This is a genomic window from Candidatus Poriferisocius sp. (genome assembly GCF_965202595.1).
Classification (GTDB): Bacteria; Actinomycetota; Acidimicrobiia; order Acidimicrobiales; family Bin134; genus Poriferisocius.
In genome coordinates, this window is the sequence record NZ_OZ241836.1 from 448,827 (window position 1) to 461,548 (window position 12,722).

A 12,722-nucleotide genomic window follows, 5' to 3' on the forward strand; every position below is an offset into this window, starting at 1 on the left:
GTAAGGCTTGGCTAATGCCAGCACTAAGACTGGCATTAGCCAAGTTATTTCAAGCGACTAAGCCGCTTGTAATGTTTCCTAGTGCGATTTGACAAACTACGCTTACCTTTACCAATCCCGTTCATCATGGCATTAACATAAGCTAAATCCATAAGCCAGTTAGCTACAGGCTTAGGTTCACCAATAAGAAACTTGGCGAATTCGTGGCAAGCGTTATCATAAGCTTGGCAAATTGGCGTAGCTTTTCGCCCCCAAACTTTGCCAGACTTTAACAAATCACTTAGGGCTGCGGCTGGCTCAACCCAAGCCATATAGGCTTCTTGGTGCTCGGTAGTTACCAAGCCGCGTAGTTCATTAGGAACATTTATAGGCATTATTAGTCTCCTTATAATAGTAGTTGTGATGCTAGTGCCAGCAATAATACTGGCACTAGCACTTATACTTATGGGGTTTATATCCGGTTTTAGCCGAGATCGAGAGCGGGGGTAGGCTCTATTGGTGATCGCGACAGACTTTAGCATAGATGGTTTGGGCGGGTTGCCATCGGTGGGGTCTGCGGGGCGTGGAGGTCTTCGATGATGGCGAGGTGTACCGGGCTGATGTTGAGGTTGGTGCTTTTGGGTAGCCAGTGTCTGAGTGTGGCGTTGTTGTGGGCATCGTAACCATCGGGTAACGCCACTACCAGGGTGTGGCGGCTGGTGCGCTCCACCAGGGTCGCCACCGCGGATTGGTTGTTCGCGCCGATTATGAGATCACCTTCCCAGTGGCCCGCCTCGGCTCGGGTGGCGACTATTTCGGGACGCTGCGAGATGGGCCGAAAATCACCCAAAACGGAGCGTTTCGCCTGCTCACAACGACTCCGGGGTTTGCGGCGGCGGCGTTGTCGTACCAGCAGTTTCCAACTATCAGCCGCTAGTCCGCTGTGCGCGGAGCGCGCGTAGCACGCCCGGTAGATCGTTTCCCCACAAACCCGCAGTCCCTGTTCGCGGAGAACATCTGAGATCGCATGAGGCGACCAACGAAGCGCCAACAACCCGGCCACAGCTCCGGCCAACACCTTATCTGCGGCCAACTTGGATGGGCGAGGCCTCAAAGCCCGCACATCCGCCGCTGCTTGCGCCACATCCGCCCGATAGGTCGAACCGCAACCGTTGCGCCGCAACTCCCGCCACACCGCGGAGCGGCTCCTACCCAACCGGCGGGCAATCTCAGAGACCCCCACCCCCATACCAACCATCATCTCGATGCGGGCACGCTCGCCCGCACACAACCTCTGTGCCATACCACAACACCTCCAACTGTGACTCGCCAATGTTTCTAATCGACCATCATGGCCGACCCGTCGCGATCACCGGTGGAGCCTTCCGTGCGCGATAGCAATGGCTGGCTAAAACCGGATATAAGCCCCTTTGAAAAACAGTCCCTGGCGAGGGGTGGCAAGGGCTTTGCCAGGCCCATGTGGTAGTGGTAGCGTCAACTCACCCACCCGGCTCCTTGAGGGCCGGGTCTTTCCTTTCAGGGTGAGAGCCCGGAGCTCCCAGGCTGTTTCGTTCTCCAGCCGCTCCGGAGGCTAGGCCGGTGGGAGTTCGAGGGTGGTGGTCATTTCGGCCCCTGTGCGGGTGATGATTTTTATGGCTATGACATTGGGGGGTGGGGGTGGGGGGAATGGTTGTGATTCGAGGCCGCAGAGGGTGGTTTGGGCTTGGGGGTCGAGGTCTTTGCCCAGTGCTTTGAGCAGGTTCTTGATGTTGGGGTTGCCGCGCTTGTAGGCCGGTAGGTACACCAGCCTGGGGAAGAATGCGGTGCGGTCGTGGTTGGTGTCGATCATCCAGCAGTCCACGTCCTCGCCGCCCGAGGTTTTCACGTTTCCGGTGGCCGGGTCGTAGGTGTCGTAGCCGAGCAGGCTCACCACCAGGTCGCCGCTTTCGGTGGTTTCGCACAGAACGTCGGGTTCTCCCAAAAGGGTGAACGCGCCGGAGTCGGCATCGGGGGCCAGGCCGGAGATTTGGAGGTCTCGGGCGGTGACCACCTTGTGAACCGCTATGGGGCCGGCCTGGTGGGGGGCGTTGTCGTCGAACGCGGGGGCCACCACGATCAGGTTGGTGATGGTGTTGTTTCCCCGGCGGGCCTGCGATGCGGCGGCGGTGATCTGGTCGGCGGTGACGGTGGCATCGGGAGCGGACAGCATCACCGCCGCGGTAATGCGGGTCTGGCGGCCGGGCGAGGTGCAGTCGGCCTCATGGGTAACCATCCCGCCACCGGGATACGCGGTTATCTCGGCAATCTCCAAAACGGTATCCCCATTGCTGTCACAGATCGGACTATCAACCAGCGCGTCCAGCAGGCGCTCGGCATCATCACCGGAGGCGGTGCCCGGGTTGCCGGCATCGGCGTTGTCGGTGTCGAACGGCAACCAGGTGTAGGGGCTGTGGGATTCCACGGTGAAGGGGCCGGTCAGCCGCCTGCGCTTGGTGTCCACCCTGGGGCGGTCCACCAGTGAGATGGTGTTCTCGGGGTCGTCCACCCGGTCGTAGGCCAGCGTGGCGGCCGACACCCGCTGCATGGTTTCAACCTGAAAACCGGCGGATGGGTCGGCGCTTTCGTCCGTGGTGCGATACCAGGGGTGAACGGTGGTGAGCAGGTGGCGGCGGGCTATGGCGATGGACACCCGGCCGGCATCAATGGTGATCCAGCGGCGACCCCATTGCTCGGCCATATGAGCGGTGGCTCCCGAGCCGCAGGTGGGGTCGAGCACCAGATCCCCCGGGTCGGTTGACATGAGGATGCAGCGTTCTATAACGGAGTTGGCGGTTTGTACGGCATAGCGCTTGTTGGAAGGGTTTTGCAGGCGATGCCAGACATTGTCGATCCGGCGGCCCGGTACTTCGTCTTCATACCATTTCCAATGCAAGCTCCCGGTTGGCCCAGTGCCCTCAAGTCGTCCTAATTCTTTTAATCGGTCAAGGCCCGAGTCTTGTTCTGGTGCACCGTCAGGCGCGCCAGACTCTCCACTGGCGCGTGCCGTCCCATTGGAGTGTCTCTGCTCCTGAGGAGTGGAGACTCTCCAATGGCGCGTGGCCCCACAATGGTAGACAACCCCATCATACTCATATTCGCAGGTGCGTCCGGTTTTTGATGGTCGGAAGGCTCCACCGGTGATCGCGACAGGTCGGCCATGATGGTCGATCAGAAACATTGGCGAATCACCGGTGGAGGTGTTCCAGTATGGCACAGAGGTTGTGTGCGGGCGAGCGTGCCCGCATCGAGACTATGGTTGGGATGGGGGTGGGGACAGCTGAGATGGCCCGCCGGTTGGGCAGGAGCCGCTCCGCGGTGTGGCGGGAGTTGCGGCGCAACGGGGGTGGTTCGGTGTATCGGGCCGATGCGGCCCAAGCCGTTGCCGATGTGCGGGCTTTGAGGCCTCGCCCATCCAAGTTGGCCACAGATCCGGTGTTGGCCGACGCGGTGGCCGAGTTGTTGGCGCTTCGTTGGTCCCCTCATGCGATCTCAGAATCTCTCCGCAAACAAGGGCTGCGGGTGTGCGCAGAAACCATCTACCGGGCGTGTTACGACCCCAGCGGACGCAGCGGCCTAGCAGCCGATAGCTGGAAACTGCTGGTGCGCCGTCGCCGGCGGCGCAAACCCCGAAGCCGTTGTGAGCAGGCGAAACGCTCCGTGCTGGGTGATTTCCGGCCCATAGCGCAGCGCCCCGCAATAGTCGACACCCGAGCCGAGGCGGGCCACTGGGAAGGTGATCTGATAATCGGTGCGAACAACCAATCAGCCGTAGCCACCCTGGTGGAGCGCACCAGCCGCCACACCCTGGTAGTGCCTTTATGTGATGGTTACGACGCCCGAAACACCGCCAAAGCCGTCACCGCCGCACTCAAACGCCAACCCGCCGAAATGGTCAAAACCCTGACCTGGGACCAAGGAACAGAAATGGCCAAATGGGCCGACATCGAAAAAACCCTCAACATACAGGTCTATTTCTGCGAACCCCGATCCCCCTGGCAACGACCCACCAACGAACAAAACAACGCCACACTCAGACGCTGGCTACCCAAAAGCACCAACCTCAACATCGGCCCGGTACGCCTCGCCATCATCGAAGACCTCATCAACACCATGCCCCGCAGAATCCACCAATGGCAACCCGCCCAAACCATCTACACTAAACTCTGTCGCGATCACCAATAGAGCCTACCCACCTTGAGAAGTAAGAGCCATTGTTCTGTAGATGCGAGCACCCTTGGGAAGCAGACCGTCAGGGTTTGCCTTCTCTTCTTTGGTCATCTTGCGGGTCACCCCATCAGGCAACTCAACTTTTACATATGAAGTCATAAACTCCACTTTTTCAGCCCGTGTCAATGGCTCATAAAGCTGATAGTATTTCACGTAGGTTTTATCTTTACTATACCACAATATATAGCTAGCAGATTCCGGTAGTGTCTTAGCTGAAGACCCGCTAGTAGGTTTCCAAGTAATCGTTGCCACCTTGTTATCCGGGCCGAAAACCTCATCGCAAAGTACGGCCAGGCGATGCACATTGTCATCCCCGATCTGTACGAACAACGAGCCGCTATCGGCCAGCAACTCCCGGAACAGCACCAGGCGCTCGTGCACTTCATCCAAGTACGAGTGGATGCCGTTGCGGTAAGTATCCCGGAATACTTTTACGGGTACGGTGTCGCCTGCGGGGATGTCGGTGGCTTCGATGTTGTCGGTGGCGGACATGAAGTTGGAGTCGTAACCGATGCCGTATGGCGGGTCGAAGTAAATCATCTGCACCTGGCCGCCCAGCCCGTCACGGGCGATCAGCGATTGCATCACCTGCGAGCTGTCACCGTGTATCAACCGGTTCTGCCAGTGGCCCGAGTGCTGGTAGAACTCCCACTTCTGCGCATCGGGGGGCAGGCCGTTGAAGTCGTCGAGCAGGTTGAGGGGCACCCCGGCATCGGGCTTGCGCAACTGCTCGATCATGGTGAGCGGGTTCACCTTCTCCCTTGTGTACAGCGGCGTGCCGGCGAACCCCCACAGGTTGTCCTCGCCGGAGGTATGGCCCTGGCGGTTCCAGGCCAGGCGGGGTTCGGGCTCCTGGGTCATGTCGGTTCTGGCCTCGGTAGCGTCAACCAACTTGTGGGGTGCGGGTTCAACCTCAAATGGCACCGGGGCCCTGGTGTTGTCGTCCAGCAGGGGAGCGGTTTCCACTGTCGGCTGGTTGGGGCGGTTGGCCTTTTCGTGGCGGTAGGAGCTGGGCGGAGGCTTCGGAGGCTGGTTTCTGGGCACGTTCAGGCTTGCCTTTCCTCGGATTTCTGCATGGCGGCTTGGTTTGACCTCTCGCTTGCTCCTGGCTTGGGAGCTTGCCTTTCCTCGGGTTTCTGCATGGCGGCTTTGATGGCAGCCGCGAGCTGGTGGGTGATCGAGTCGGGGTCGTCGATCACCGCGTAATGCCAGGTGCGGAGGTGGTCGGGCAGGTCGGGGTACCGGCAATGCTGGGTATCCAGTGATCCCTCGTGTACTCGGCGGCCAGGGTGGATTTGTCGTCCCATGCGCCCTTGCACTCGATGATCAGGTTGGTGTGGTTGTCGAGCACGGCAACGAAGTCGGGTTCGTAGCGGGCCCACGCCCCCTGGCGCCAGTAGGGGATTGTCCAGCCGAGTTGAAAGTTGCGCACCCAGCGCACCACCCGGGAGTTGCCATCGAGCGCCCGGGCGGTCTCGTATTCGAGCATGGAGTGGCAGGCGGCGTGGGAAAGCTCCGACTTCTGCGGTTCGGCCAGCACGTGGAGCAAGGTGGTCTCGAAGTCGATGCCGGCGGTGTCGTGCAGGGGCGGGCGGGTCAGGCGGGCCCGGCGGCCGGAGGGCTCTTCACCGAACTCGCAGGCATCGAGTATCTGTTCCTTGGCGGCCTGGAGCTTGTTGGGGTCGGCAAGCAGAACCCTCAGGTCGGCAAGGTTCACGTTGGGGTGCGAGGCCCACTGGCGAACCGCTTTGATTGCCGAGCGGAAGAGCGAGGTGCGGCCATACCTCGCTCGTTCCCCGCCGACCTCCCCAACGAGGGCTTCGGCAACCTTGAGCAGGGCGGTTCTGTCGCGCAGGTCGTGCCGCACCGGCGAGATGATCTCGGCCTCGCCCACAACCCCCTGGTTGAGCACCATCGTTGGTGTGCTGGAAGGCCTTGGCGACCACTTGCGCACCCTTTGGGGTTGGAGGCTGAAGTGGCCCTGGGGGGCCGTGCGGATGTACTCCACGGCCTGGGGCCAGCCGACCCGCCAATCCTGGCGCCGCTCCATCGTGTGCACGCGGGTGCGTGGTTTCGGCGGGCGGGGCCTGGGGTCGCGCTCGTTCATGTTGGGCATGAACTCGAACGGCACCCCCACCACGTCGGCGTACTCGGCTTCGAGCAGTCGCCTTCCCCCGGCACCGGGGGCATCACGGAACGCGTCGTAGGAGGTGCGTCGCAACGCCCGGCCGGTGACCTGCTCGCACAGAAGCTGCGTGCTGAACGCCCTGAAACCCACTATGTGGGTGACCGTGCGGGCATCCCACCCCTCGGTCAGCATGCTCACCGACACCACGCAGCGCACCTGCGCCGCCGGACGGTTGGGCTTGCCGACCGTGTTCAGCATCTCACGCACAACCTCCTCGGCCTCGGCCCTGCTGCCCAGGCCGGCCCGGTTCACCAGCACCTTCTTAAGCGGTTCGGGGATCACGTCGGCCCCGCCGATCTTGCTGTGCACCAGCAGCGTGCGAGGCTCACGGTGCCACCGGCCGTGTTCGTCGAGGTTGGAGAGTTCGGGAAACGCCCCCGGGGTGAAGGTTCCGTCGTCGTGGACGCGGCCCGAAAGGTATTGCCAGAGGGTGGTGGCGTTCTTGATGTTGTTGGCTACGAAAATTATTACCGGCGGGGTGGGTTGCGGTGGCCTGTCCGGTTCGTCACCGCCGGGGGAGTGCCCCTGCCACAGGCGGAGTTTGCGTTCCCAGTCGCCCACAACCGCCTGAATCGCCCCGTGCAAGGGTTCGGGGAACCCCCCCCCACCCCCATTACCGGAGCCATCGCTGCTGGCCAGGTAGTCGGCCAGATTCTTGGGGTTCGTGTTGTGGTACAGCTTCCGCCAGGTGGTTTCGTCGTGGGTGCTGTCGTCATCCACCGGCACCCGTGGCACCTTCACCAGCCCCGACTCGATGGCATCCATCAAACCGAAATCCGATGAGACCCACTGGAACTGTTCCGGCTCCGATTTGTGCGACTGGTCGATCCACAAGGGGGTGGCCGAGAAATCGTACACGGGGCACTCCTGGCCGTGTTCGTTGACCCTGCCCAAAAGCCCCTCGTCGCGCATCGCCCGGATGGTGTTGAACCACACCGCAGCCCGCTCATCCTCGGCCTTGTCCTCCCCCGTGCGCCTCCTGGGGGAATCGGTGGGCAGGTAGCAGTGATGGGATTCGTCGTTGATGACACAAATGCGGCCCCTGCCGTCGGCGATGTCGCGCAGCACCCGCCGCACCGCCGCGCTCGGAGCCTCGGCATCGGTGCCCTTGGCCCTGCCGAGCAGCTTGCGGGCCTGCGGGTCGTCGATCAACTCCTTGCGGGTGAAGGCCTGATAGTTCACCACCCGAACCCGGGCCCGGTTCAACAGCGTGCGCATGTCCTGGGGAACCAGATCCATCTCGTCGTACACGTTCTGCTCGTTGGATGGGATCAGCACCCCCAGGCGCTCACGCACGGTATGGCCGGGGGCGAAAACCGCGAACCGGTCGGTGTGCATCACGTTCTGGGTGCGGCGAGAGCGCACTGCGTTGAGGGTCTGCCAGGCGATCAGCATCCCCATCACCGCGGTCTTGCCGGTGCCGGTGGCCATCTTGGCGCACAGGCGCACTATGCCGTCGTTGTGCTTGCGGGCCTCATGCTCCAGCTCGCGGCGGTGGGGGTTGGCCCTTGTGACCACTTCCCGCAGCCAGATGAACGTTTCGATGGCTTCCACCTGGGCGAAGAAGGGCCGCAGCTTCATCGACTGGGGATCGGTCCAGTGCCACAGCAGCCGGCGGCTGGTTGGGGTGGCCCGCTGGTAACCGGCTTCCCGCCAGCGGGCGACCTCCTCGCGAATCGCCATGACGGTGCGGTTGGATTTGCGATCGTCGAGCTTCAGGGCTCGCTGCCGGGCGGTTTTCGTATCGTCCGGCACGCTGATCCGTACCGGCTCCCGGCGGGAGTGGAGCGGTGGCCGGGTGCGGTCGGCTCTGCCGGCACCATCCAGTTGGCAGTGCCGATCCGGCGGATCGTAAGGAGAGCAAAGCACCGGGTCTATCGCCGGGTCCAGCAAGGGCCGATCCACAGGCACAGAGCATACCAAAATTGGCTAGGTAAACAAGCTTTGTTGGCGGTCAAGATCAAATTTAGCCAAGTTTAGCATGGATCGTTTGGGTTGGTTGCCAGTTGTTTGGGGGTATGTGTCGCAGGTGGTTGGTATGATGTTTGGTATGGAGTTGAGCGATATGGATACCAGTTTAGTTGTTGCTGAAAACCCGGCTGGGGATGACCGGACCGGGTTTGTGGGTGAGGCTGTTTTGGCTTCTGATGGAGGGTTTGTTATTCGTGTTACCCGTCGTAGTGTTGATGGTTTGTCTTTGGATGAGTTGGATGACCGTATTGAGGAGCTTGGTAAGGCCAGGGCCAGGATTGAGGGTTGTTTGGCTGAGGTGTTGGCTGAGAGGGCTCGCCGGAGTAGTAATCGTGAAGCTGCCGCGGTGTTGAGGGAGCGGGTGTTGGAGTCGGCGGGTCGCGCTTCGGGTGATGTGAAAACGGCGGTGTCTTTGGCGGAAAACTTTCCCTCCACCCTGGAGGCGTTGGTTGCCGGTGAGATCAACTCCGGTCATGCTCGGGTTATTGACCGGGTGGCTGGGAAGCCCGATTATCGGGGTGAGGAAGAAATGCCCTGGTGCAGATGATCACCCGCGACGCTACGCAACGAGCCGCGCCGGCGAATCTGATGGTTATCAGCGATTACAACACTACTACCGGTGAGTTGGGAGCGCCTCGCCTCGATGATGGCCAACCCGTACCCCCGGAGCTGCTGGAGGGAATCCTGGAAAACGTCGAGGTGTACACCGCGTTCGTGGACACCAAAGGCCTACCACTGTGGCTGGGCCGCTCGAAACGATCAGCATCGCTGAACCAGAAACTCATGCTCGCCGCCCGAGACGGCGGCTGCATCGGCTGCAACACCCCATCGGAACGCTGCGAAGCCCATCATATCCACCATTGGGCCAACGGCGGCGAAACCAACATCGACAACCTCGTCCAACTATGCCCCGGCTGCCACCACCTAACCCACGACACCAACTGGCAAGTCCACCAAAACCACCAAGGCCGACACTACCTCAAACCCCCACCCGACCCATTCCCCAACACCGCAACAACCACCTATCAACCCAGCCAACACAACCCCATACTCCAAACCTGAACAACAATATCCTATTCGGGAAGCAGCTCTGAAATGATTTCGTTGACACAGCCGGTCAGGTCGGTGCTGAGGCGTCTCCCACTGAAACGCATAATTGTCCACCCCTCTGCCTTTATGGCCCGGTCTCGTATTGAATCAGCTTCTCGATCTATATGAAAGGCAGCACCGTCACATTCAATGTCAAGGCGGTAGCTTCCTTGGTTGATGGCTAGATCCAGTCGGTGGCCTGCTACTATCATACCGGTGGTAGCCACAATACCCTGGTCAAGTAGAGCTTCGTGTAGAGCTAGTTCGAGTGGGCTGTCAAAAGATCCTGCTTCAAGACGGCTCACATATCTGGCCAAGTCTGCTAAAATATTATTGTGCCTTAGGCAGGCTTCCATGTTCCCAAATATGACAAGCCGTCGACGTGCCCTTGTCAAGGCTACATTTACAAGGTTGGGATCGGCAGCAAAAGTGGCCTGTGGTTTAGTCGTTGAAGGACCTACCACAGGTGAGAAGTAAATTACGTCGCGTTCGTCACCCTGGAATCGGTGTGCAGTTGCAACCGTGACTTTATCGCGCATTTCATCGCTGAGAGTTCTGCTAAGGTGATCAATAATAAGATCTGCTTGAGCCCTATATGGAGTAACCACACCTAGGGAAAGACCAAGCCCATTAAGGGTGGGCAGGTTAGCGTTCACAGCGCTGGCCAATACTGTCGCTTCTTGAGGGTTGATACGGCTACGCCCACCTGGACCTTTTCTGCTATCACCATCAACTCGTACCCACTCAATTGCAGGCAATTCTTGAGGTGGCCTACTGGTAGAACACAGCTCAAGCCGATTATCATAGAAGTAATTGTTGGAAAAACCAATGATTGCAGGATGTGATCTAAAATGTAGGTCCAAAAAAATAGGGGATTCATCAACACGAGTAGATGCCAACCCAAAACAACTTCTGCTTTTATAGCTAAATTCATTAATACGGTCATCGGTAAGAGCCCAGCGTCTACCAATAAAATCTTCCCGAGTAGAACTAAGTGATGTCGTATGAATCAACTGCTTTCGATCTCCAATAATTAAAGCTCGACGTGCTCTTACTAAAAGGGGAAGTGCTGAGGCGACATCACAAGCTGAGGCCTCGTCTATAATAACAAGATCAAAAAGCCCAGAAATAAGAGGCAAATTGGTACGAGCAGATAGGTTTGTGATACCCCAAACCGGAAGTGAAGGAAGTGATTCTTGTACTTTATTTCTGGCACGGCGGGCCCCTGAGCCTGTTTTTGAAACTGTTCTAAGCAGTTCGGCAAGTTCACCTGAGGCAGTTCTGGCTATAGGGTTGTCCCAGCGGATCTGTTCCCATCGGGTATCTAGCAGTGCCCTACCAGCTTCAGTTCTTTTCTCGCTAATCTGGTAGAGTTGGTCATCAAGTTGTTGTTTGTTTGGAAGGCTATTTAGTTCGCGATATTTGTGGTCAATTTTGGCTTGAGTATTTCTTGCCCAACGGATGGTATTGATATTTTCACTGACAACTTTTTCAATATTATAAAAGTCGCGTACAGGTATCAATGATCTCTTAGGCTTATCTGCAACTGATTTAAGCAATTGTTCAACACTATCCCTGCTAATGATATTGATGTTGTACAAATTTTGCAACTCATTTCTTGCTTTATCAAGGCGCTTTTGATGTTTTTTCCAGCGTGAAATAAACCCAAGTCTTTCGCTAAATACCCTAAGAGAAGTCTCTACTCTTTTTAGCATTCTAGTAATTTTTTCAATATCGATATCTATTGTCATACTTGCAGGAAGGGCATTCAATCGGTCATATAAAGTACCTTTCATGTAACTGATTTCATTCTCAAGTTGGAGACGGTGTTGAAGTATATTATGAATAGAAAGAACTGAACCTTCAATTTCAGTCCATTTGTGGTGTGCAATCATAGGGTCAATAGTCTTTTGTGGAGTTGACAATATTTTTGAGATATTTGATGCTACATCGCTCCTGTAGCCTGCTGCTCCTGCACGTATCATGCAGGGTTCTTTGGTGGTTTGTGCCAGACGTTCAAACACAACATCCACTGCTTGGTTGTTTTTAGATGCAAACAATACAGATTCTTGACGGGCAATCGCTGCTGTAACTACATTTACGAGAACCTGTGACTTGCCAGTACCAGGGGGGCCTGTAACTACAGAAAAAATGTTTTCCATTGCGGAGGTAACGGCTTGATCTTGCGCCATAGTCGATGGAAGAACCGTAGGATGTGGTTTTGGGAAAGGGACGGCAGGTGCAGGAGCTAGCCCTAGCATTACTGCTGCCGGGCCTTTTTCAAGCAACTTTGGATTATTTAATAATTCCTCTAGGTCTTCCAGCAGCATGCGAGTGAATTGCATGGATCGGCTTGAAGCAAAGATAATCCCTGTGTTGTGAATCCCCTCGCTTCCGTCTTGCCCAGTTAGCTCTTGTGGGTTTAGGTTGGCTAATCCATCAACTTCGTTGTGTTGCAGAGTGGATATAATTGCATAGGCACGATCCTCCATAGATTGAGCCTCTTCAACTGCGGGCGTATCTTCAATAAGCTGAGCTAGAGCGTCCCTTTCTTGACGGTCAATACCTAAAAGGTTGAGTGAGTAGGGGTTTAGTTCAACAGTATTACTATCTGGTTGTATTCTCCAAGTTTTGCCAGTTTGTGAGAGTTGTACGGGTACTGTTAAAAGTGGGGAAGCAACCATATCTTTGATGTTTTTGTCCATATCAACCCCAATTACCAAAGGCCATCCTGCTATAATAGATTCGCCTAGGGCCATAGTTCTCTGCTGACACCATGAGCGACTGTGGTCATCCGTAGGTAGATTACGGGGGCCAAGTACTGGGCTTGATCCATTGTTAAGTTGAATATAACTCCGGTGGCTCAGCCGTAGGCTAACTGAACTGGCTGCTTCCGACTCTACACATTCCATGTAGAAACCTATGATTCGTGCAGCTGGATGATTTGGTGGCCCGGTTTCTTTTACATCCCATTCGTTTGCGTGCACTTCCAGTTTGCCGTTGTATTCACGCACTACCCCTTTCAACTTCAGATCCACACCTTCGGCAGGTGCTCGTCCTGAGTCCCACCAGACTACTGCTACCCTGTCTCCATCTTCAGTTAACAGAGTCGCTTTAACAAAAGGCTGGTTGCTTGAAATAGGGTGAATAACTTGACGATTCTTCACCCGGCCAGCTATGACCACTGTTTGACTCTTGATGAGATTCATATTGACCTGTGCTTACTCAT

Annotated in this window: 10 protein-coding genes; 3 read left to right on the forward strand and 7 right to left on the reverse strand. The window is 57.2% G+C overall.

The annotated features are described in order from the left end of the window. Nucleotides 1–44: 44 nt before the first annotated feature. From ACOGXC_RS02395 to ACOGXC_RS02405, 3 genes are all read right to left on the reverse strand, one after another. Nucleotides 45–374 carry a hypothetical protein gene (locus tag ACOGXC_RS02395; RefSeq protein WP_419919131.1) on the reverse strand — a complete coding sequence of 110 codons (330 nt, stop codon included), beginning with the start codon at nucleotides 372–374 and terminating at the stop codon, nucleotides 45–47. A 140-nt stretch (nucleotides 375–514) separates the two neighbouring features. Further along, nucleotides 515–1,282 (reverse strand): IS30 family transposase, encoded by a 768-nt coding sequence (locus ACOGXC_RS02400; RefSeq protein WP_419919132.1) that lies wholly within the window; start codon nucleotides 1,280–1,282, stop codon nucleotides 515–517. 288 nt (nucleotides 1,283–1,570) lie between these two features. After that, complete coding sequence (locus ACOGXC_RS02405) at nucleotides 1,571–3,196, reverse strand: DNA methyltransferase (RefSeq protein WP_419919133.1); 1,626 nt, start codon at nucleotides 3,194–3,196, stop codon at nucleotides 1,571–1,573. Nucleotides 3,197–3,225: 29 nt separating this feature from the next. Here ACOGXC_RS02405 and ACOGXC_RS02410 point away from each other — a divergent pair, with 29 nt between their 5' ends. Beyond that, nucleotides 3,226–4,200 (forward strand): IS30 family transposase, encoded by a 975-nt coding sequence (locus tag ACOGXC_RS02410; protein WP_419918168.1) that lies wholly within the window; start codon nucleotides 3,226–3,228, stop codon nucleotides 4,198–4,200. 3 nt (nucleotides 4,201–4,203) lie between these two features. Here the strand turns inward: ACOGXC_RS02410 and ACOGXC_RS02415 are convergent, their stop codons facing one another. The 3 genes from ACOGXC_RS02415 to ACOGXC_RS02425 form a co-directional block, all read right to left on the reverse strand. Beyond that, entirely contained in the window at nucleotides 4,204–5,211 is a 1,008-nt protein-coding gene (locus tag ACOGXC_RS02415; RefSeq protein ID WP_419919134.1) for a DNA methyltransferase, read from the reverse strand. 80 nt (nucleotides 5,212–5,291) lie between these two features. Beyond that, a complete protein-coding gene (locus tag ACOGXC_RS02420) occupies nucleotides 5,292–5,444 on the reverse strand; it encodes a hypothetical protein (protein WP_419919135.1) in 153 nt (50 codons plus the stop codon). After that, nucleotides 5,441–8,338 carry a DEAD/DEAH box helicase family protein gene (locus ACOGXC_RS02425; RefSeq protein WP_419919136.1) on the reverse strand — a complete coding sequence of 966 codons (2,898 nt, stop codon included), beginning with the start codon at nucleotides 8,336–8,338 and terminating at the stop codon, nucleotides 5,441–5,443. The genes ACOGXC_RS02420 and ACOGXC_RS02425 overlap by 4 nt, the downstream gene beginning before the upstream one ends. Before the next feature lie 145 nt (nucleotides 8,339–8,483). On the opposite strand from ACOGXC_RS02425, the gene ACOGXC_RS02430 reads away from it, so the two are divergent. Together ACOGXC_RS02430 and ACOGXC_RS02435 are read left to right on the forward strand one after the other, a co-directional pair. Further along, nucleotides 8,484–8,951, forward strand: a complete 468-nt coding sequence (locus ACOGXC_RS02430; RefSeq protein WP_419919137.1) for a hypothetical protein — start codon at nucleotides 8,484–8,486, stop codon at nucleotides 8,949–8,951. Continuing rightward, the gene (locus ACOGXC_RS02435; protein WP_419919994.1) at nucleotides 8,948–9,466 is read left to right on the forward strand and encodes an HNH endonuclease signature motif containing protein; all 519 of its coding nucleotides are present in this window, start codon (nucleotides 8,948–8,950) and stop codon (nucleotides 9,464–9,466) included. The genes ACOGXC_RS02430 and ACOGXC_RS02435 overlap by 4 nt, the downstream gene beginning before the upstream one ends. 11 nt (nucleotides 9,467–9,477) lie before the next feature. Here ACOGXC_RS02435 and ACOGXC_RS02440 read toward each other — a convergent pair whose 3' ends face one another. After that, the gene (locus ACOGXC_RS02440) at nucleotides 9,478–12,702 is read right to left on the reverse strand and encodes an AAA domain-containing protein (RefSeq protein WP_419919138.1); all 3,225 of its coding nucleotides are present in this window, start codon (nucleotides 12,700–12,702) and stop codon (nucleotides 9,478–9,480) included. Between the last annotated feature and the right edge of the window lie 20 nt (nucleotides 12,703–12,722).